This window comes from Nonomuraea spiralis (assembly GCF_014648435.1).
GTDB classification, from domain to species: domain Bacteria; phylum Actinomycetota; class Actinomycetes; order Streptosporangiales; family Streptosporangiaceae; genus Nonomuraea; species Nonomuraea spiralis.
On sequence record NZ_BMRC01000042.1, the window covers coordinates 1 to 20,990 of the forward strand.

Consider the following 20,990-nt stretch of genomic DNA (forward strand, 5'->3'; position numbering starts at 1 on the left):
TCGCCCAAGGACACGTACGTACGCCAAGGCCTGATCGAAGGGCAGGGCGGCCTGCGCTACACGACCTACACCCGCACGTACGCGGGGCTGCCCGTCCACGGCGGAGACTTCGTCGTGGTCAGCACCGCCGACGGCGAGGTCCTGAGCACGTCTGTCTCCCAGGACAGCGCCCTGGACGTGGCCACCACACCCGAACTCGACGCCGCCGACGCCGTCCGGGTGGCCAGGAGCCAACTGCCTCAGATCTCTGCGGTCACCACGCCCCGCCTGGTGGTCATGGCCCAAGGACGCGGCCGGCTGGCCTACGAGGTGACCGTCCACGGCGCCATCGACGGCAGGCAGAGCAAGCTGCACGTCTTCGTCGACGCCCTGACCGGCGCGGTCATCGAGAAGTCCGACGAGGTCAGGGCAGGGCTGGGCAACAGCTACTACAACGGCAACCCGGTCACCATCGGCACCACCGGTACCGGCACCTCCTTCTCCATGGTGGACCCCGTACGGCGGAGCGTGCGCTGCGGCGGCCAGAACGGCTCGGCCTACACCGGGGCCGACGACAACTGGGGCAACGGCACCGGCACCAACCTCGAGACCGCCTGCGTCGACGTGCTCTACGCGATCGACACCGAGTGGGACATGCTCAAGACCTGGCTGGGACGCGTCGGCTTCAACGGCGTCGGCGACGGCTACCCCGCCCGCGTCGGCCTGAACGCCGTCAACGCCTACTGGAACGGCAACTACGCCGTCTTCGGCCACACCACCGACAACCTGCGCCAGATCACCGCCATGGACGTCGTGGCGCACGAGTACGGCCACGCCGTCTTCGCCACCACGCCCGGCATCGACCTCGGCGACAACGAGAAGGCCATACTCAACGAGTCCACCGGCGACATCTTCGGCGCCCTGACCGAGCAGTACGCCAACCAGCCCGCCACGCTCGACCCGCCCGACTACACCGTCGGCGAAGAGGTCAACATCGACGGAACCGGGCCGATCCGCTACATGTACAAGCCGTCGGTGATCCCCGGTCACCCCGACTGCTTCAGCAGCGCGGTGCCGTCGATGCCGCCCGATGTCGGGGCCGGGGTCCAGAACCACTGGTTCTACCTCCTGGCCGAAGGCAGCAACCCGACCAACGGCCAGCCGCCCAGCCCGACCTGCGACTCCTCGACCATCGTCGGGCTCGGCGCGCGCAAGGCGGGCCAGATCTACATGGGCACGCTGCTGCGCAAGACCACCAGCTGGTCGCACACCGCGGCCCGCCGAGCCTCGATGCAGGCGGCCCTGGATCTGTTCCCCGGGTCGTGCCTTGAGTACAACACGGTCAAGGCCGCGTGGAACGCCGTCCGCGTGCCTCCCCGCGCCGGCGAGCCGTTCACGTGCGACTTCTCGGTCGGGGTCACCCCTGCCGCGGCGACCGTACAGCCTGGCCGGCAGGTGAGCGTCACCGTCACCAGCGCCACCGTCTCGGGCAGCCCTCAGCAGATCTCGCTGCAGGCCAAGGGACTTCCGGCGGGAATGACGGCCTCGTTCAGCCCGGCGAGCATCACCACCGGCGCCACCTCCACGCTGACGTTCACGGTCGGCGCGAGCACCGTGCCCGGAACCTATGCGATCACGGTGCTGGGCGACGGCGTCGCCCTCGACCACACAGCCACCCTCACCCTGACCGTGATGTCCTGAGCCGATGACCCCGCCAGGGTTCCCACCGGGCACCCTGGCGGCGGAGCGATGCACCAGCGAGGTGAGGGCGCCGGCAAGCCGTGGACCGGGGCCTGGCGTGGGCTGGAGGCCGTGCCGGGGTTCAGCGCTTGGGGCCCGGGGGAAGCCGGATCAAGGCCTTGTCGGAGTCGAGCTTGGTGGTCGTCTGCGACGCGGGCGGGGCCTTGACGGAGACCTTGGCACCCCACCCGGAGTAGCTGGTCTCCAAGGTGACCGGGCCGAGCCCGGCCTTGGCGCTGGAGAGCCTGGTGCTCATCGTGCGGGGCAGCCCGGCGGGGGTCACGGTGAGCGTCCAGTTGACCTTTACGCCGGAGGCGAGCTTCCACCACAGTGTGGCGCGCGTCCAGGCCGAGACCCGCAGCAGCTCCGTGACCGTCATGCTCCCCTTGTACGTGTTGCCGCTCCTCTTGGAGCGGGCCAGCATCGCCTTGAGCGTGCTCGGCTCGACGGGGTTGATGAAGTCGCCCCGCATGGCGGTGACCCCGCTCGTCCAGCCCGGCGACTGCTTGTACCAGGTCTTGCCGGCGGGAAGCACGGCGCCGATCGGGCCGCCCTTGAGGTAGGACGTACGGCCGATGCGGACGATCCGCTCCGGCTTGTCGAGCGAGGTGGCCTGGGTCTCCTCCTCCTTGGGGGTGGGGTCGAACTCGTCGGCCGTGTCGTCCTTGCCGGCGAAGGTCAGCTTGGCGGTCAGGTCGGAGGCGGCGATGCCGTGCCGGTCGAACTGCAGCCGTCCGCCACGGGTGAGCGAGGTCGTGGCCCTGCCGGGCGTCTCCTGCCGGACGGTCACGCCCCTGCCCGCGCGCAGTTGCGCCCGCAACGCGGCCAGCGGATCCTTCCGGAGGGCGCATCGGCCGCCGGATCAAGTCGCTGCCGGCTCGAACAGGCGGTCCAGGTGGTAGTCGATGATCTCGGTCGCGGCCTCGTGGCTGCGCTGCCGGCTCAGGACGCTGGAGGTCAGGCCGTTGGCGAGAGCCAGAAGGCCGGCGACTTCGGTACGCGGGTCACGATCGGGGGCGATGTCCCCGGCCTGCTGCGCGGCGGTCAACCGTACGGTGAGGAAGTTCTCCAGTGCGTTGGGCAGGGTGAGCCCGACCGCGGCGAGCGCCGGGTCGGTGAGGGCGGCGGTGTAGTAGGCGGTCCAGGCCATGGAGTCCAGTTCGCTCTGCTCGTCGAACGGCAGGATCGCGCCGAGAACGGCGGCGAAGACGCCCCGCGGTGTCAGCTCGCCCGCGGCGGCCCGCTGCTTGACCCGGCGGTCCATGCGGGCGCCCAGCTCGGTGAGACCGGACTCGAGCAGGGCCTGCTTGTTCGTGAAGTAGTACTGGACGACGCGCAGCGAGACCCCGGCCTCGGCGGCGATCTCACGCATCGACACCGCCCGCAGGCCGCGGGTGCCGGCGATGCGCAGCAGCGCGGCGGTCAGCCGGCGCCGCCGCTCGTCATGATCCACCTGTCGGGGCATGCCGGTTTCCTACCTGTTGTTCGTGTCATACGTTCGAGGTCCCGGGCCGCGCCCGGCCGGGAAAGGCGAGGATGCGCTCGGCGACCAGGTCCGGAGCTTCGACGGGCAACCCGTGGCCGGTGCCGGGCACGATCTCCACGCGCCAGGACGGCACGACGTCGGCCAGCCGCGCGGCCAGCGCCCGCGCGTCCAACAGCGCGCTGCGGGCACCCAGCAACATCTGCACGGGCACGGACACCGCGCGGATCTGCTCGTCGGTGTAGGCGGGCGGGATGGGCACACGCCGGCGGAAGGCCCAGCCGGCCCGCATCAGCTCCACCAGCCGGTCCTCGCGCAGCACCCCGTTGTCGGCGACGCCGGCCATGCGGTGTCGCAGCGTACGGGGAAGCATGGAGACGATGGCGCCGGCGAGGGCCCAGCGAACGAACCGCCTGGGCAAGGGCGCGAAGCCGCCCGGGTCCACCAGCGTCAGCGCCGCGACCCGGCCGCCCCTGCGGAGGTGCTGTTCCATGGCGGCCCAGCCGCCGGCTGAGAAACCCGCCACATGTGCGCGCTCGGCCCCGACCGCGGCCAGCACGTCGGTGACCCAGTCGGCGACGTCGGCGCCGGTCGCGAGCGGCCGCCTCTGGACCGAGCGGCCCGGCTCGCCGAGAGGGTCGAGGGCGAGGACCGGGCGTGTACGCGCCAGCGGTTCGATGTAGCGGTACCAGGCCAGCGCGTTGCCGCCGGCGCCGGCCAGGAGCACCACGGGATCCCCCTCGGCGGGCCCGGCCCGGTGGATCCGCACGGTGCCGAGGCGGGTCTCCACGTCGAAGGCGTCCACCGGCACCGGCCACAGCTCGCCGAGCACCCGGTCGTAGACGGCGTAGTACTTGGCACGGGCGGAGTCGCTGGTGAAGGCGGACGGTCGGTCAGGCGTGCGCATCGTGACCTCCATCTCCTGAATGGATACAGTCGTATCCTAACAAGCCGCCATCGAGGCCGCGAGGGTCAGGCGGTACGGCCGTTGCGGGCGTCTCCGCCGGCCAGGCGAGGACCGTCACGGACGGGCCCGGCTTCGTGAGCCGGATCGCCGGGTTTTCCGATCGGAGGATTCAATGTAGGTTAGCCTAACCTAACTAAGGAGCCCTGTGGTGGTTGACCCTTTTCGTGCCTTCGATGTCCAGGTTCGAGGCCTGCGGCGGCTGAGCCCGTCGTTTCTCCGCGTGACCTTCACAGGGGATGACCTGCACGAGTTCGCGGACAACGGCTACGACCAGCGCATCAAGCTGGTCCTGCCGATCCCCGGCGCGGGCGTGACGCGCTTCCCGCGCGGCGCCGACTGGTTCAAGCAGTGGTACGCCCAGGGCGACGAGCGCAACCCGCTGCGCACCTACACCGTCCGCGCGGTCCGCCCCGAGGCCGCCGAGGTCGACATCGACGTCGTCCTGCACGACGACTGCGCCGGACCCGCCGGACCGGCCGCCCGCTGGATCGCCGCCGCCGAATCCGGCTCGCAGGCGGCCCTCTTCGGCCCGAACGGCCTCTACGACGGTTTTCACGGCGGCCTGGAGTTCCGGCCGCCCGCCGGATTCGGCAACGTGCTGCTCGCCGGGGACGAGACCGCAGTCCCGGCGATCGTCGGCATCCTGGAGCGCCTGCCCGCCCATGTCACCGGCGAGGCCCTGCTGGAGGTGCCGTACGAGGAGGACGTCCTCCCGGTCGTCACCGAGTCGGCCGTGAAGATCACCTGGCTCGCGCGCGGCGACGCCCCCTGGGGCGCTCGCCTGGAGCCCGCCGTCGTGGAGGCAGCGGCCAGGATCCTTCCCGCGGGCGCGGCAGGCGTCGAGCCCGAGGAGGTCGACGTCGACACCGAGATCCTCTGGGAGGTCCCCGAGGACGGCGACAGTCCCTGCTACGCCTGGCTGGCCGGCGAGGCGGCGGTGATCAAGCGCCTGCGCCGCCACCTGGTCTCGGAACGCGGCATGGACCGCAAGGCCGTGGCCTTCATGGGGTACTGGCGCCAGGGCCGCTCCGAGGACGCGTGAGCCCGCCATGACCGACCCCCTGCTCGCAGGCCGCCCCGACCACGCGCTCACCGGCACCGACCTGTGCCTCGGCTACGCGGGCCGCCCCGTCGTCGACGGCGCCCGCATCAGCCTGGCCACCGGTGCCGTCACCGCCCTGGTCGGCCCGAACGGCAGCGGCAAGTCCACCCTGCTGCGCGCCCTGGCCCGGCTGCACCGCCCCGACTCCGGCCAGGTACGGCTGGCCGGCGGCGCCGATGCCCTGGCCCTGTCCGCCCGCGCCTTCGCCCGCCGGGTGACGCTGCTGGCGCAGAGCCGTCCCACCCCGGCCGGCGTACGCGTCAAGGACGTGGTCGGCTACGGCCGCCACCCCCACCGCGGCCGCTGGCGGGCGGGCGACCCCGGCGGACCGGCGGCGATCGAGCACGCCATGGAGCTGACCGGCGTGAGCGCCATGGCCGGACGCGCCGTCGACGAGCTGTCCGGCGGCGAGATGCAGCGCGTGTGGCTGGCCACCTGCCTCGCCCAGGACGCCGGCGTGCTCCTGCTCGACGAGCCCACCACCTTCCTCGACCTGCGCTACCAGGTCGAGCTGCTCGAACTCGTGCGCGACCTCGCCGACCGGCACGGCGTGGCCGTCGGCGTCGTCCTGCACGACCTCAACCAGGCCGCCGAGATCGCGGACCGGGTCGTACTCCTCCAGGGCGGCCGGGTCCGCGCCGACGGCGCGCCGCACGAGGTGCTCACCGAGGACCTGCTCACCGAGGCCTACGGCATCCGCGTCGAGGCCACGATCGATTCCCGCACCGGACTGGTCCGCACCAGGCCGCTGGGCCGCCACCTGGCGATGAAAGGCTGAAAGATCCCATGCGTTCCCTCCCGGCGGTCATGGCCGCCATGCTGCTGCTGACCGCGTGCGGCACCACCGAGGCCCCCGTGGCCCCCGCGACTCAGGAGCCGTCGGCCAGTGCGGCCGCCCCGATCACCGTGACCGACGCCCGCGGCAAGCAGGTCACCCTCGACCGGCCCGCGACCCGCGTCGTCGGCCTGGAATGGGGCGAGGTCGAGATGCTGGTCGCACTCGGGGTCCAGCCGGTCGGCGCGGCCGACGTCAAGGGGTACGGCACCTGGGTCACCGCGGCCCCGCTCGCCCCCTCCGTCAAGGACGTCGGCACCCGCCAGGAGCCCAGCGTCGACTCCATCGCCGCCCTCCAGCCGGATCTGGTCGTCATGGAGTCCGACGACGCCGGGCTCATCGGCCAGTTGGAGAAGATCGCCCCGGTCATCGTCGCCAAGGGCAGCGACGCCGCCGCGAACCTCACCCGTATGAGCGCCGACCTGACCATGCTCGCCACCGCCGTCGGCAGGACGGAGGAGGCGGCCAAGGTGATGGCCGACTTCGACGCCGCGATGGCCGACGGCAAGGCCAAGATCGCCGCCTCCGGCTCGGCCGGGCAGAAGTTCATGATGGCCGACGGCTGGAAGGACGGCAGCAAGATCTCCATCCGCCCGTTCGGCAAGGGCTCCCTGGTCTCCGACGTGGCCGAGCGGCTCGGCCTGGCCAACGCCTGGACCGGCGAGGTCGACAAGCAGTGGGGCCTCGGCAGCACCGACGTCGAGGGCATGACCGCGGTCAAGGACGAGAACCTCCGCTTCTTCTACAACGCCTCCGACGGCGTCGACGTCTTCGCCGGCCTGGCCGGCAACGCCCTGTGGAAGTCGCTGAGCTTCGTCAAGCAGAACCGGATCAGCAAACTGCCCGACGGCATCTGGACCTTCGGCGGCCCGCTGTCGTGCCGGCAGTACGCCGACGCCCTGGTGAAGGCCTACGCCGGGTGATCACCGCAGTCGAGGCCCCCGCGACGCCGCTGCGCAGGCTCGGCGTCGCGGGGGCCTTCCTCGTGACCTTGGCCGTCATCACGGCCCTCGCCGCGCTCCACCTGACGCAGGGCACCTCCGACACCGACCTGTTCGCCCTCGACGACCAGGCGATGAACGTGCTGGTCGCCTCCCGGCTGCCGCGGCTGCTGGCGGCGGTCAGCGTCGGCCTCGCGCTCGGCGCGGCGGGCGCGCTGCTGCAGTCGGTCGCCCGCAACCCGCTGGCCTCGCCCGACACCCTCGCCGTCAGCAACGGCGCCTACCTGGCGGTCGTGCTGGCCGCCACCTTCGGCCTGAGCCTGCCGGCCTTCCTGGCGGGCGGCCTGTCCTTCCTCGGCGGCCTGGCCGCCGCCGCCCTGGTGCTCGCCCTGTCGGCGGGCGGCAGGACCGGCACCACCCGGCTGATCCTCGCCGGCTCCGCGACCGCACTGGCCCTGCAGTCGATGACCACCCTGCTCATGATCCTCTTCCAGGAGGAGAACACCGGCCTGTTCGCCTGGGGCAGCGGCTCGCTCGTGCAGAGCGACCTCGGCGGCGTCATCCAGATGGCCCCGGTCGTCGTGGTGGCGATCGGGGCGGCCGTCGCCCTCGGCAACCGTCTCGACATCGCCGGCCTGGGCGACGACACCGCCATGGTGCTGGGCGTCAACGTCCGGCGGCTGCGGCTGACCGTCATCGTGCTCGCCGTCATGCTCTCGGCCGCCGCGGTCACCGTCGCCGGGCCCATCGGCTTCATCGGCCTGTGCGCGCCGGTCATCGTCCGCCTCCTGGCCCGGCGGCTGCCCGAGCTGAGCCGGCACCGTGCCCTGGTGCCGCTCTCGGCGCTGGCCGGCGTGGTCATCCTGCTCGCCTCCGACATCGCGCTGCGCTTCGTGCTCGGCGCGCGGGCCGGGGTGGACGTGCCGCCGGGCGTGGTGACCGCGATGCTGGGCGCGGGCGTGCTCATGTGGCTGGCCCGCCGTCATCGCGACGCCGGCCCGACCAGGCAGCCGCCGGCCGTCCGCACCGCCGACCCCGGCCGCGCCGCCTTCGGCGTGATCCTCCTGTCCGGTACGGCGCTGCTGATCGGCGCGGTCGTGCTGGGCCTGCTCGGCGGCGACACCTGGCTGCTGCTCGGCGACGTCGCCAACTGGCTGCAGGGCAGGACCGGCAAGGCCCTGACGTACGTGCTCGACCAGCGCTGGCCCCGCGTCGCGGCGGCCGTCCTGGCAGGCGCGGCGCTCGCCGTCTCCGGCGCGGCCTTCCAGGCCGTCTCCCGCAACCCGCTGGCCGAGCCGGGCGTGCTCGGCATCACCGCGGGCGCCGGAGCGGCGGCCGTCGCGATGCTCACCCTCGTGCCCATGGCCGGGATCGCCGTGGTGTCCGGCGCCGCCGGGCTCGGCGCGCTCGCCGCCTTCGCCCTGGTCTACCTGCTGGCCTGGCGCGGCGGGCTCAGCTCCGACCGGCTCGTGCTCATGGGCATCGGCGCGCACGCGCTGTTCAGCGCGGTCACCGTACTGATCATCGTCAAGTCCGACCCGTGGAACACCGCCAAGGCGCTCACCTGGCTGTCCGGTTCCACGTACGGGCGGGTGCCCGGCCAGCTCCTGCCGGTCGCCGTGGCGCTCGCGCTCTTCCTGCCGCTCGCTCTGTGGCTGCGGCGCGACCTCGACCTGCTCGCGCTGGACGAGGACACGCCCCGGGTGCTCGGCGTGCCGCTCGAACCCGTACGGCTGCTCGCGCTGGGCGGCGCCGTCCTTCTCACCTCCACCGCGGTCTCGGCCGTCGGCGTGGTGGGGTTCGTCGGCCTCGTCGCCCCGCACGCCGCCCGCGCGCTCGTCGGCGGCAGGCACGTCCGGCTCCTGCCCGCCGCGGCGGTGCTCGGGGCGGTGCTGGTCAGCCTCGCCGACACGCTGGGGCGTACCGTCATCGCACCGGCCCAGGTGCCGGCCGGGCTGGTCACCGCGCTGCTCGGCACGCCGTACTTCGTGTGGCTGCTCTGGCGCTCACGCGCCGGCCGTCCCTGACAACGACATCGAACCCAACGGCCGGGGCGGCCGTCCAATCGATCATGGGAAACCAGAGTGTGAAACGATCGCCGGCGCTGCTGTGCGCCATGGCCGCCCCCGTGCTCTACGCGGTGGCGAACCTGGTCGCGATCCAGGCGGCCGCACACCCGACCGGGCTGCACCCCAGCTTCGAAGAGCCCTGGAACGACTGGATGTTGCGGCAACTGGACAGGGAGCTCGGGTCGGCGCGGGCGTGGACGTTCGGCATCACCTTCATCCTGGCCGCCGAGGCGGCCTTCTCGGTGCCCTGCACGACTGGCTGAACCGCCGTCCCAGCGTCGCCCGCGTCCTGCCGCGTGCGGTCGTGGGCATGGGTTACCTGCTGAGCCTCGCCCTGGTCATCGGGGCCAATCCCGCGACCTCACTGTGGGAGCTCAACGATGACAGCGCTCTGGACAGCATGGTCCCTGAGTGGCACTTTCCCGTGCTGGTCGCCGTCGGTGTCGTGACCCTGGCCGCGGTGGTCGGCTGGTTGTCCGGCACCGCCCGGCATCGTCCCGCCGATGCTGCTCGCCGGGAGGTTCCGGAGAACGGCGATGTGTGATGTCACGGTGCGTCACCGCGTCCGTCCCGCGGGGCGAAGGCTTCGAGGGCGTCGGCGTCGGTGGCCCGAGCGTGAAGGAAGTAGTCGGCCCACGCCGCGACGTCGGGGTAGGAGGAGTCCCGCGTGATCTGCTTGATGGCGGCCTCCACGTCGAAGTCGGTCGATCGGAGTTCGACGCCGGGGCCCAGAAGCGCCCAATGGGCTCCCGCCCGCCCATAGGGCATGCCGACGCTGCCGGGGTTGATCACGAGCCGACCATGGGCGAGGCGGACGAACGGCATGTGCGTGTGACCGCAGACCACCGTACGGACGTCGGAGTCGAGGCCGCCGAAGACCTCTCGCCAGCGGTCAAGGCGTGAATCCACCAGTACGACCTCCTCGTCGTCACGAGGGGTGGCATGACAGAACAGCACCTTCCCCAGGCCGCGCACCGGCAGGGCAATCGATCGGGGCAGTCGGCCGAGCAGGTCGAGATGGTCTTCGCGCAGTTGTCCGGCGGCCCAGGGGGCGATCGGATCGGGGATCGAGTCGCGCCGGCCACGGCGGTGTTCGAGGAGTTCGCGGTCGGCGTTGCCGCTGATCCAGACGATGCGGTCACCGAGACCGATCAGCAGGTCGAGGACCTGGTTCGGCTGCGGGCCGGCGGTGATGTCGCCGGTCAGCACGATACGGTCGGCGGCGCGCACGTCCGGTTCGGCGAGCACGGCCTCCAGGGCGGGCAGGACTCCATGGATGTCGGACAGGACGGCTACTCGGTTCAGCATGGCCACCAGTTTGACCGGATCGGCTCGTACGTCGGCCTGCGGCGTCAGGACGGGAGGGAGAAGCCCTCGGGCGGCGAGCCTTCGGCGAACAACATCCGCACCCGAGCGGTGTCCTTCCGCATCTCCCGGGCCCGCCGGTATTCGGGAGAGTCGTACCACTCCCTGATCCGGTCCATGTCGGGGAACTCGATGACCACGAGCCGGGAGAAGTCCCACACACCTTCGACCGGCTCGGACGTGGGGCCCGCCACGAGGTATCGCCCGCCGTGGCTGAGGATGGACGGCTGGGCCACGGCGGCGTAGGCCAGGCCGGCCTCTTGGTCGAGCACGTCGACTCCGACGATGACGTATGCAGGCATGGGTTCTCCACATCTAGGACACGGCGTGTACTTTTGACACGCTGGAACCTAATGTACTGCTGTAACCTGAGTCAACATGAGCAAGGAAGAGGGCGAAGGCGTCGTGGCGAGCCGCCGGGAGCGCCTGCGGGCGGAGACGAGCCGCGAGATCAAGGCCATCGCGGTGCGGCAGATGGCCGACGGAGGGCCGGGGGCCATCTCGCTGCGCGGCATCGCCCGCGAGATGGGGATGACCCCACGGGCGATCTACAGCTATTTCCCCACCCGGGACGACCTGATCACGGCACTGATCAGTGAGATCGCCGCCTCGCTCGCCGAGTCCCTGGAAAGCGCCAGCGACGCCGTGCCCGACACCGATCCCGGCGGCAGGCTGATGGCCTGGGGCCAGGCCCTGAGGGAATGGGCGTTGGCCCACCCGGAGAGCTTCCGGCTCTTCTACGGCCAGCCCATCCCCGGCTACCAGCCCCCCGAGGACGGGCCGGTGGACCGGACGGCACGCCGGGTGTGCCGCGACCTCACCCGCCTGGTGGCGGCCGCATGGCCCCACGCCCGGCACCACCAGCCCGAGGACACCTCCTGGTCCGATCTTCACCCGGACTACGTCGCGAAGATCCGGGCAGACCTCCCGGACGTGCCGCCGGCCGCGGCGGCGCTCGCGTTGCGCGTCTGGGGCCGGATGCACGGCCTGGTGGCCCTGGAGATCGACGGCCACATCCATCCCGTCGCGGGCAACCCGGCCGCGCTGCACCGCGCCGAGATGCTCGACCTGGTCAGGTCACTGGGCCTGGCCTGACGCCTTCAGCCGACGGCGGACCCGAACCGGCACATGTGCCGTCCCGTCTAGGGTGGGCGCGTGGCCGAACGGAGTCCCTTGATCATGCGCAGGCTGCGGCCGGGACACTGGGTCGCCGTCGACGTGTTCGTGGCCGTCGTCCTGGCGGCCGGGTTCTCGGTGGCCGCGGTGCTGGTGCCGGAGTCCGCCCGGATGTCGCCGTACGCGGCCGTGCCGGTGATCGTGCCGGCCTGCCTGCCGTTGGCGGGGCGGCGCCGGTGGCCGGTGCCGGTCTGCGTGCTGGTCCTGGTGGCGGCGGTGTTCGCGCCGTTCGCCGGGTGGGAGGAGGCGTTCGTGCCCTTGGCGGTCGCGCTGCACGCGGTGGCGCTGCTGGAGGCGCGCCGGACGGCGGTGGCGGCGCTGGCGGCCGCAATGGGGGTGACCGCCGCCGGCGCCGCGATCGGCGCGCCCTCGTGGACGGAGGCGGTGTCGGCGTGCGGATTCGCCTGGACGGCGCTCGGTCTGGCGTGGGTGATCGGGCTCGCCGTACGGGAGCAGCGCGCGTACGCCGCGCAGGCCGTCGCACGGTCGGCGCAGGCCGCGGCCACGGCGGAACGGCTGCGTCTGGCTCGTGACGTGCACGACGTCGTCGCCCACAGCATGGGCCTGATCTCCATGCGGGCCGGCATCGCCAACCACGTCGCCGCCACGCACCCCGAGGAGGCGGGCGAGGCCCTGGCGATCATCGAGGAGACCAGCCGGAAGGCGCTGGTGGACCTGCGCGGGCTGCTCGGCCTGCTCCGCGACGCCTCAGGGGACCGGGACCGTCCGACGTACGTGTCGGACTCGCTGCGCGAGCTGGTCGCGGCGATCCCGGCCGGTGACGTACGGGTGGAGCTCGACGTCGAGCCCGGCCTGACGCTCGGCGACGAGGCGGCCGTCGTCGTCCACCGTCTCGTGCAGGAGTCGCTGACCAACGTGCTCAAACACGCCGGGCCGGCCCGATGCCGGGTGGCCGTCGGCACCCGGGCGGAGGCCGAGCTGCTGGTCGAGGTCGTCGACGACGGTCGCGGGGGTACGCCGCGTGCGGGCGGCCACGGTCTGGCCGGGCTGGAAGAACGGGTGACCCTGTACGGCGGGACGTTCTCGGCGGGACCGGAGCCCGCAGGCGGCTTCGCCGTTCGCGCGAGGCTGCCGTTGCCGGACGGTTCCGGGAAGGACGAGAGGTGAGCACGTTCACGGTGCTGGTGGCCGAGGACCAGGCGTTGTTGCGCGCGGGGTTGTGCCGGCTGATCGACACAGCCCCCGACCTGGAGACCGTCGGCGAGGCCGGGACGGGGGAGCGGGCCGTGGAGCTGGCCCGCGGCCTCCGGCCCGACCTGGTGCTCATGGACGTCCGCATGCCCGGCCTCGACGGGATCAAGGCCACCGAGCTGATCCGGGCCGACCCGGTGACCGCCGGGACGCGGGTGGTGATGCTGACCACGTTCGATCTCGACGAGTACGTCTATGGCGCGTTGCGGGCCGGAGCCAGCGGATTCCTGCTGAAGGACACCCGGCCGGGCGACCTGCTGGAGGCGCTGCGCATCGTGGGGGAGGGGCAGGCGCTGCTGGCCCCGTCGGTCACCACGCGCCTGATCGGGGAGTTCGCCCGGCGCGCGTCCGCCGGGATCCCGGCCCGGCCGGCGGCGGGGCTGGCCCGGCTGTCCGGCCGGGAGCGGGAGGTGCTCGTGCTGGTGGCCCGCGGACTGACCAACCCGCAGATCGCCGAACGACTCGGCATCGGGCAGGCGACTGTCAAGACCCATGTCCGCAGCCTGCTGGCCAAGCTCGCCGCGCACGACCGGGCACAGCTCGTCATCGCCGCCTACGAGGGCGGCGTGGTCACGGCCGGCGGGCAGGCGACGTCAGCGGCGGTAGGAGACCTCGGGGAAGGCGGCTGACGGGCCCTGCAACAACGCCTGCGGACGGCCGCGCAGGTGCTGCTCGAAGAAGGCCGGCGGGTAGGCGCGCTGGAAGGCCAGCGCCCGTTCGGCCGGGATCGTGCCGACGACCTCCTCAAGCTGCTCCTTCCCCAGCCCCAGCGGCCCGGCCGACATGGGGATGAGCAGGACGTCGTCGCCGAAGGAGTTGTGCGCCGCCCCCTTGAGCGTCACGTTGAGCCGCCAGCCCCGCAATCCGTCCCAGAATTTGCGCAACGTCGGGTTGGTCACCATGCCGCCCTTCCCGGCGGTGTCGACCACCATGTACGGCCGGTCGAGACCGGACTGCGCGACCTTGCCGAACACGGCGCCGTCCAGGCCGAGCCCGGCCTTGATGCGCGGGTCGGCGTACATGGCGGAGGAGGTGGCCGCGCCGCCGAGCGAATGCCCGAACATGCCGATCCGCGCGAGGTCGAACAGCGGCCTGCCGTCACGTCCGGGCAGCTTCTCCTCCAGGGAGGGCAGGCTGTCCAGGACGAACCGTACGTCGGCCACCCGGACGTCGACCGCCTTGGCGAAGTCGGTCAGCTCGCCGCCCGCCTCCACCCGGCCGCCGGGGAACTCCACGACCGCCGCGTCATGGGGATGATCGATGGTGATCACCGCGTATCCGCGGCTGGCCAGCTCCTCGGCGAGGCCGGTCCCGTACGCGCGGGAGGCGTTGGCGCCCGGCGAGTACAGGACGACCGGCAGCTTGCCCAGGCTCGTGTCGGCGGGCGCGCCCTCGTGGCCGTCGGTCCTGTCCAGCAGCACCGAGCCCGGCTCCAGGTCGTTCATCTTCAGGTACTGATCCGCCGCCGCCTTCGGCATCCAGGGGGCGACCGGGTGGGCCTGCACGTCCCGGGCCGGGTACCACAGGCTGACCATCAGCTCGCGCTTCCTGCCTGAGCCGTTCCAGGGATCCGGGCGGGACCGGTCGACCAGATGGACCGAGACGGTCCCCACCGGGTGCGGGCCCGTCGGCTTCGGGACCGTCAGGCGCTGCGGTGGGGTGGAGCCGCATCCGGCCAGTGTGAGGGCCAGGGCGGTGATGATGAGTGCACGTTTCACCCCATTTACGTTGCCGGTCGTGTACGGCCGCCGCCTCTGGCGTGGGGAGGATCTCCGGCTCAACCCAGGAGGGTAGAGGCCGCTCTCAGGAATGGCGCTCACGGACGAACCGAGCACGCGCCGTGGTCGGCGTGCAACGCGGTCGCGTACCGTCGCGATAACTCCGTGAGAGGCGAGACCGCGAACGGAGGCGACGAAGGTCCATGCCGGGGCGTCGAGGCAGGCGGAGGGCCGCCGCCCTGGCCGTTGCCGCGGTAGGGGTGGCCGCGGTGTCCGCCCTGCTGACGAACTTCGCCACCGCCGGCCCGCCGCCGGAGCCGTTCGCCTCCAGCCCGTGGCTGACCTACGTGGCGCTGGCGGCCGTCACGGTGATCAGCGCGACGCTGGCGGTCCGCATGCTGGCCAGCGGGGAAGCGCCCTCGGCGCAGGACGGCGGCCCGCCCGCCTCGAAAGCGCGTTCACGCGCGCTCGGCGACGTGCGCCGCGAGGCGTCGGAACGCCTGGAGATCGGGCTCCCGCCCCTGCGCCTGCGCTTCCGGGAGGCCCCCGAGCTGGTGCTCGCGCCGGTGGAGGACGCCGGGCACCGGACGCTGCGTCCACGGCCGGAGGCGGAGATCGTCTCGGTGTTCGACGACCTCCGCGGGTCGATGTTGCTGGTCGGCGCACCGGGAGCGGGCAAGACCACGGAACTGCACCGCCTGGCGCTGGCCCTGGCCGAGCGGGCCGAGGCCGAACCCGAGGATCGCGAACCGGTACCGATCGTGCTCTCGCTGGCCAGCCGGTCCGGGCTGCGCGGCGAGGTCTCGCCGCGCCGACGGCTGACGGGCGTGCCCTGGCTGCGGCGGTGGTCCGGCTGGTCCAAGGTGTGGCCGTTCCGGAGGCGGGAGCGCGACACCCGGCAGCGGCCCGCCGGTCCGCCGGCGCTGACGGTGGAGGACCTGAAGGAGTGGATCGCGCGGGCCGCGCGGGCCCGCTACAAGATCCCGGCCGGCGTCACCAAGCGCTGGCTGGCCGACGGCGCGCTGGTGCTGCTGCTCGACGGCCTGGACGAGATCCCTCCCGGGGAGCGGGAGGTGATGGTACGGCTGGTCAACGAGCTGCATGCGGGCGATGCCGCTCCGCCCGTCGTCCTGACCTGCCGCAGCGGCGAGTACGAGAGCCTGGACGCGCGTCTCCGGCTGGAGGGCGCCGTACGCATCGAGGCGCTGACCATCGAGGAGGTGCGTGCCTACGCGGACGCGGGCGACGAACGCTTCGAAGCGCTGCGTGCGTTGTTGCGGCAGGACAGCGACCTCGACGCGCTGGTGACCACACCCCTGTGGTTGCAGATCGCCGCCGACGCGAGCACCGGCGGCTCCGCTTCCGGGCTGCCCCGGCGCGTCCTGCCTGGCGAGCTTCTGGCTCTGTACGAGCAGACCATGATCACCTCACGCCCGTCGCCGCGCATGCCGCCGGGCCGGGCGCGCCGCTCGCTGCGCCGGCTCGCGGCCGTGGACGGGGAAGACGATCTGCGCACGGTGTACCGCTGGATCGACCCGTCCCCCGAGGCGAGGACTCTGGCGCTGCTGCACGGCCTGCCCTGGGCGGGAGCGGCATGGGCGGCGGCCGGCCTGGCACTGCCGCTGGCGAGCCGGCTGGGTTTCACCGTGGCCGGAATGGCCTACCTCGTCGCGATCTTCGTGCTGGTGGGCGCGGCCCGGGAGGTCTTCGCCCGGCTGCCGTTCGTGACCGGCTCGCCGTCGACGGGGACGCGGCATCTGATCGCGGTGCACGCGGTGGGCGCGGCGCTGGGGGTCACGTCGGGTGGCCTGCTCTGGCTGGGAACGTGGGCGCTGACCGAGCTGGCGCGCCCGCTGCCCGGGCCCGTTCACTGGCTTCTGCTGCTGTCCGCCCTGGTGACGGCATCAGGGTGGGAGACCGTCACCGCGCCCACTCCGGCGGGCCGGGTCGTGACGGGCGTCATCCTGGCGGGCCTGTTGACGGCGTGTTTCCTGCTGCCCGCCCTGCCCGTGTTCTACGTGGAGATCTACGCGGCCTTGCTGGTGGCGTTCCTGGCCGCGGTGGTCCTCGCCGCCGCGGTCGTCCTGCTCGTCCCGCCGGCCACGGCCGGGGCGGAGGGCGACGACGGCCCCGCCCGCGCCGTGGACGCCTTCCCCGAGGCGGTGACCAGCCGGAGCGTCCTGCAGAACGCGGTGAGCAAGCGGATCGGCGTGCTGGCCGCGGCGGCAGGGGCGGCGGTGGTCCTGGTGACGGACGAAGGCGACTTCGACGGAGGGGCCGGACTGTGGTCGATCGCGGTCCTGGCGCTGGCCGTCTTCTGGCTCGTACCGATCGCGATGATCGAGCCGAGGTCGCCGGTCAGGGCCGTGCACCACCTGATCATGCGGGTCGCGTTGCCGCTGGGCGGCTGGCTGCCGTGGCGGCTGATGCCGGTCCTGCGTTTCGGCGCCGAGCGGGACCTGCTGGTCGGCGCGCTGGGCCAGTACCGATTCCGCCACCCGCTGATCAAGGAGCATTTCGCCGGCGCACTCGACCGGCGGGCCGCCGGGGACGCGGCCGGCTACCCGGCCGACCACGCGCTGCTGGCCGCCCGGGTCCGCGACCTCCTGGCGGGGCAGGACCGGCTCGGGATGGTCGTGATGCAGCAGGCAGCGGACGGGAGGCCCGCCGAGCCGATCCCCGTGGCCGACCTGCCGGGCCGGCTCCAGGCGGAGACGCTGCTGGTCGGACCGCCCGACAGCGGCGGCCGCATCGTCCTGGCCGAACTGGCCACGGCCCTCCTGGGCCCGGCCGACGGCACGCCACCGGGAGCCGCTGCGGTGCTCGGCGGGTTGCCTGTCCTCGTGGATGTCCGTTCCTGGAGGCCGCCGCCGGAGTGGCGGCGGGGCGAGAGCGCGGACCATCCGCTGGTGGCCTGGCTGGCGACGCGCATCGCCACCGGCCACCGGATCCCGCGTGACATGGCCGCGCGGTGGCTGCGCGCCGGACGCCCGACCCTGCTCATCGACGGCCTGGGCACCTTGCCCGAACGACGCGTCAAGCCGCTGCTGGCCCTCCTCGCCGAGCTGTGCGAGCGGTACGGGCTGCGCTACGCCGCCCTGTCGCCCACGGCGGTCAAGGGACCGCAGGCGTTCACCATCCTGCCGCTGCCCGGACCGGTCCGTGCCGCCTACCTCACGCCGGAGCTGCTCAGGATCGCGGCCGGCGACACCGGCGTGTGGGACCTGCTGATCCGGCCGGGCTGGCTGCTGCCGATCGCCCGGGGCGCGGGCCGGCATCCGGCACGCTACGGGTTCCTGGCCGGTTTCGTGGCCCAGGGCCTGGCCCGCCGCCCCGGCGACGATCCCGTACGGATGATGCGGTCCCTGTCCCTGGCCGCCCGCGCGACCTTCCTGTCGACCGCGGTGTCGCCGGTCAGCGCCGACCTGGTCCGGCGCCTGTGCCTTCCGGTGGTGTACGTCGCCGCGGTGATCACCGGGCTCGGACTGCCCCTGGCGCACCGGTACGGGTGGACGGCGGCAGCCGTCTGGACACCCCTCGCGATGCTGGCCGCCTGGCTGACGGCCGCCTCCCAGCTCCGGCCGCGCTCGCGCTGCGCGATCGCCACGGCCGGCCGGTGGCGGCGGATCGTGTACGGGCTGTGCGGCGTGCCGCCGGGCGTGGCGCTGGGCCTGATGGTCGCGCCGCTCGCGCACGTGCTGGGGCTCGCGATCCCGGCCTTGACCCGGTACGTCACGGGGCAGTCCGATGTCCTCGCGCCCATCCTGAACATCTTCCGCACCGCCTTCGCGGCCCTCGGCTGGACGGCCACGGAGATCTCCGCCTGGACCGGCCCGGATCTTCGTGTGCTGGTCATGCTGCTGTTCTGGGTCATGGTCCAGGACTTCGCCGACCTGTTCCACGGGCGGCTGGACTTCGGCGCCAGGCTGGTGGTGCAGCTCCTGGTGCTGGGCGCGGTCTTCCTGCTGTTCGACGGGATGTCCCCGGCGCGGCTCACGGGCACCTTCTGGCTGGGGGCGGCGTTCGGCGCGTCCATGGTGGTTCCCGTTCTGTGGCTCAGGCTGGCCGAGGGGGAGGAGACCGGATCGCCGGACCGGCCGCGGGTGAACCGGTCCGTGCTCGCGGCGCTCCTCGTGATCCCTCTGCTCGCCGCGGCCGTCGAGCGGGGTCTGCTGCCCGGCGTACCCGGTGATCTGCTCCTGCTGCTCCTGGGCGTACCGGTCGGAGGGGCTGTGGCGCTGCTGCTGACGACGCCGATCTTCCTTGTCTGGGACATGGTGGTGCGCGCTCTGCCGGGGGTGCTGCGGTTCCGGTCCGACCGGTTCCTGGCCGGGCTGCGCGCGGAAGGTCTGGATCCGAACCATCCGCTGGTCCACGCGTTCGTACGGCGCATCGATCCGGACGAGGGACTGCCGCCGCCGTACGGGCACGACGCCGCCGTACGGGCGGAGCTGATCGCGAGTGTGCGGGCCGGGCTGCCGGAGGTGCCCGCCGATCCCGGCCTGATTCGGCGCTTCGACGCCGCAGCCGGCACGCACGCTCTCTCAGACACCCGGTACGACCGGCGCCAGGCGCTGTACGTGCTCGCCGCCGAGTTGCTGCGGCGTGCCGAAGCCGAGCCCACCGCCCCCGTCCCCGTCGTCCTGCCGGCACCGCGTGCCTTCCCGCGTACCGGACCGGCGCGCCGCCGGGTCACGTCCTGGGTCGCGGGGGAGCTGGCCCGCGAGCACGGCATGGACGTGGAGACCGCGATCCGCTGGCTGGGCGAGAAACGGCTCGCGCTCCTGATCGACCTGGGCCCGTGGACACCGACCCGCCTCAGGCGCCACCTGCGGCTGGTCACCGAATGCGTCACGGCGCTCGACCTGCCGTACGCGCTCAGCGCGGAACCGGCCCGCCGCCGGCGACGGGACCGTCGTACGTGGCCCGGCGACATCTGTCACGCGGGTTCGGCGCGGCCCTCAGGGGGCGGAGAGGCCGTGACCTGCCGGGAACCGAGCTAGCCGAGCACCGGGTAGTTCGCGCGGAACACGTTGTGCGGGTCGCGGGCCCGCTTGATCTCCCGCAGCCGCGCGAGCGCGCTGCCGGAGAAGGACTTCTCCGCCGTCTCACCGGGGGCCAGCAGGGTGTACGGCTTGCGGCCGCTGACGTAGGCCTCCAGGTCGGCCACGACCTCGGCCTGCTTGGCGCGCGTCGCATCGGCCACGTGCGGCAGGCCGAGCCCCAGCAGGCCGAGCAGGTAGGGCTCGGCCACCGCGCCGCTCGCACCGGCCCCTCCACCCGGCTCGGCGAGCGCCCCACCCAGGTGCCTGATCTGGAGGTTGATGAGCGGTTCGACCGGCTTGGCCAGCAGGAGGTCCACCGCGTCGGCGTCCAGGCCGGTGAGCAGCTCCGCACGAGTGATGGACGGGACAGGATCAGTGGGCTCGGCGGTGATGCGACCCAGGTCGGCAACCGGGACGACGCCGCGGTTGTCGGAGATCGCGCCCTCGACCTTGTCGAGGCGTCTCAACAGGTCCTCGCCCTGGGCCGCCTCACCCAGGTAGGCCAGGTCCAGCGTCACCATCGGGGGCGCGCCGGGGGGCTGGAAGCGGTTGATCCAGACACTCAGTTCACGCGGCGCCTCGGCGGTGATCTCCAGGAACGCGTCGTACACCTCCCTGGTCCGGTGCTCCGGCCAGATCACGCGGCCGCCGTACAGGGACGGCGCGGGATAGAGGTCCAGTTCGAGGGCGGTCACCATCGCGAAGTCCCCGCCGCCGCCGCGCAGCGCCCAGAACAGTTCGGGATCGGACTCGGCGGTCACCCGGCCAGGCTCGCCGTCGGCGTCCACGATGTCGAACGCCCGCACGCTGTCGGAGGCGAAGCCGTACTTGCGGCTGAACCAGCCGACCCCGCCGCCCAGGGTGTAGCCGGTCACGCTGACCCCCGGCGCGCTGCCGGCCAGGCCGGTGAGACCCAGGGGACCGGCCGCGGCCAGCACCTGACCCCACTTCACGCCCGCGCCCACGCGGGCCACGCGCTCGTCCGCGTGTACCTCCACCTGGTTCAGCAGGCCGGTACGCAGCAGGATCAGGCCTTCCACATCACCCGACGCGCCATGCCCGCTCGGCTGCGCGGTCACCGTCAAACCCGTCCGCCGCGCGTGACGTACGAGCGCGGCCACGTCGTCGGCATCCGCGGCCTCCACCACGGCCGCCACCGGCTGCCTGACAGTCAGGTTCCATGCGGCGGCCGACTGTTCGAAGCCGTCGTCGCCGGCCAGGAGCACACGCCCCTTGAGGGCACCGCGCAGGTCGTTGATCGTCATCGTCGTCTCCTTCATCGAGTTCTCACAAAATGTGCAGAAATGCGCCGAATGTTCTAGCGGCGCTAGCTGCGATAGCGATGGTAGTCCTACCGA

Annotated in this window: 18 protein-coding genes; 11 read left to right on the forward strand and 7 right to left on the reverse strand. The window is 72.7% G+C overall.

The window, feature by feature from the left end; genetic code table 11:
- A partial coding sequence (locus tag IEZ27_RS48640; protein ID WP_189653468.1) for a M4 family metallopeptidase occupies positions 1–1,680 on the forward strand: 1,680 nt, incomplete at its 5' end.
- 121 nt (positions 1,681–1,801) lie between these two features.
- Here the strand turns inward: IEZ27_RS48640 and IEZ27_RS48645 are convergent.
- From IEZ27_RS48645 to IEZ27_RS48655, 3 genes are read right to left on the reverse strand one after another with little or no spacing between them, the layout of a single operon-like run.
- Complete coding sequence (locus tag IEZ27_RS48645) at positions 1,802–2,539, reverse strand: hypothetical protein (RefSeq protein ID WP_189653469.1); 738 nt, start codon at positions 2,537–2,539, stop codon at positions 1,802–1,804.
- Positions 2,540–2,581: 42 nt separating this feature from the next.
- Positions 2,582–3,184: a TetR/AcrR family transcriptional regulator gene (locus IEZ27_RS48650; protein ID WP_189653470.1), complete on the reverse strand. Its 603-nt coding sequence runs from the start codon at positions 3,182–3,184 to the stop codon at positions 2,582–2,584.
- A 25-nt stretch (positions 3,185–3,209) separates the two neighbouring features.
- Positions 3,210–4,109: an alpha/beta fold hydrolase gene (locus tag IEZ27_RS48655; RefSeq protein WP_189653471.1), complete on the reverse strand. Its 900-nt coding sequence runs from the start codon at positions 4,107–4,109 to the stop codon at positions 3,210–3,212.
- A 208-nt stretch (positions 4,110–4,317) separates the two neighbouring features.
- Between IEZ27_RS48655 and IEZ27_RS48660 the strand changes: the two genes are divergently transcribed.
- From IEZ27_RS48660 to IEZ27_RS48685, 6 genes are read left to right on the forward strand one after another with little or no spacing between them, the layout of a single operon-like run.
- Positions 4,318–5,211 carry a siderophore-interacting protein gene (locus IEZ27_RS48660; RefSeq protein ID WP_189653472.1) on the forward strand — a complete coding sequence of 298 codons (894 nt, stop codon included), beginning with the start codon at positions 4,318–4,320 and terminating at the stop codon, positions 5,209–5,211.
- 7 nt (positions 5,212–5,218) lie between these two features.
- Positions 5,219–6,049 carry an ABC transporter ATP-binding protein gene (locus IEZ27_RS48665; RefSeq protein WP_189653473.1) on the forward strand — a complete coding sequence of 277 codons (831 nt, stop codon included), beginning with the start codon at positions 5,219–5,221 and terminating at the stop codon, positions 6,047–6,049.
- Positions 6,050–6,057: 8 nt separating this feature from the next.
- Positions 6,058–7,029, forward strand: a complete 972-nt coding sequence (locus IEZ27_RS48670) for an ABC transporter substrate-binding protein (RefSeq protein ID WP_189653474.1) — start codon at positions 6,058–6,060, stop codon at positions 7,027–7,029.
- Positions 7,026–9,074, forward strand: a complete 2,049-nt coding sequence (locus IEZ27_RS48675) for an iron ABC transporter permease (RefSeq protein WP_189653475.1) — start codon at positions 7,026–7,028, stop codon at positions 9,072–9,074. The genes IEZ27_RS48670 and IEZ27_RS48675 overlap by 4 nt, the downstream gene beginning before the upstream one ends.
- A 59-nt stretch (positions 9,075–9,133) precedes the next feature.
- Positions 9,134–9,379 (forward strand): hypothetical protein, encoded by a 246-nt coding sequence (locus tag IEZ27_RS48680; protein WP_189653476.1) that lies wholly within the window; start codon positions 9,134–9,136, stop codon positions 9,377–9,379.
- 47 nt (positions 9,380–9,426) lie between these two features.
- Positions 9,427–9,660, forward strand: coding sequence for a hypothetical protein (locus IEZ27_RS48685; RefSeq protein ID WP_189653477.1), 234 nt, complete (start codon positions 9,427–9,429; stop codon positions 9,658–9,660).
- Positions 9,661–9,662: 2 nt separating this feature from the next.
- Here the strand turns inward: IEZ27_RS48685 and IEZ27_RS48690 are convergent, their stop codons facing one another.
- Entirely contained in the window at positions 9,663–10,424 is a 762-nt protein-coding gene (locus IEZ27_RS48690; RefSeq protein WP_189653478.1) for a metallophosphoesterase family protein, read from the reverse strand.
- A gap of 44 nt (positions 10,425–10,468) precedes the next feature.
- Complete coding sequence (locus IEZ27_RS48695) at positions 10,469–10,783, reverse strand: DUF1330 domain-containing protein (protein WP_189653479.1); 315 nt, start codon at positions 10,781–10,783, stop codon at positions 10,469–10,471.
- 76 nt (positions 10,784–10,859) lie between these two features.
- On the opposite strand from IEZ27_RS48695, the gene IEZ27_RS48700 reads away from it, so the two are divergent.
- The 3 genes from IEZ27_RS48700 to IEZ27_RS48705 are packed head-to-tail and all read left to right on the forward strand — an operon-like array spanning position 10,860 to position 13,498.
- On the forward strand, positions 10,860–11,576 hold the full coding sequence (locus IEZ27_RS48700; RefSeq protein ID WP_189653480.1) for a TetR/AcrR family transcriptional regulator: 717 nt from the start codon (positions 10,860–10,862) through the stop codon (positions 11,574–11,576).
- 60 nt (positions 11,577–11,636) lie between these two features.
- Entirely contained in the window at positions 11,637–12,785 is a 1,149-nt protein-coding gene (locus IEZ27_RS54595; RefSeq protein ID WP_229825032.1) for a sensor histidine kinase, read from the forward strand.
- Positions 12,782–13,498, forward strand: coding sequence for a response regulator (locus IEZ27_RS48705; protein ID WP_229825033.1), 717 nt, complete (start codon positions 12,782–12,784; stop codon positions 13,496–13,498). Before IEZ27_RS54595 ends, IEZ27_RS48705 begins: the two co-directional genes overlap by 4 nt.
- On the opposite strand, the gene IEZ27_RS48710 is transcribed toward IEZ27_RS48705, so the two are convergent.
- Entirely contained in the window at positions 13,463–14,587 is a 1,125-nt protein-coding gene (locus tag IEZ27_RS48710) for an alpha/beta hydrolase family protein (RefSeq protein ID WP_229825034.1), read from the reverse strand. The genes IEZ27_RS48705 and IEZ27_RS48710 overlap by 36 nt on opposite strands.
- Before the next feature lie 269 nt (positions 14,588–14,856).
- On the opposite strand from IEZ27_RS48710, the gene IEZ27_RS48715 reads away from it, so the two are divergent.
- Positions 14,857–19,590 carry an NACHT domain-containing protein gene (locus tag IEZ27_RS48715; protein ID WP_189653483.1) on the forward strand — a complete coding sequence of 1,578 codons (4,734 nt, stop codon included), beginning with the start codon at positions 14,857–14,859 and terminating at the stop codon, positions 19,588–19,590.
- Here the strand turns inward: IEZ27_RS48715 and IEZ27_RS48720 are convergent.
- Positions 19,587–20,897 (reverse strand): FAD-dependent oxidoreductase, encoded by a 1,311-nt coding sequence (locus tag IEZ27_RS48720; RefSeq protein WP_189653484.1) that lies wholly within the window; start codon positions 20,895–20,897, stop codon positions 19,587–19,589. The two genes, IEZ27_RS48715 and IEZ27_RS48720, sit on opposite strands and share 4 nt — an antisense overlap.
- Positions 20,898–20,990: the final 93 nt, after the last annotated feature.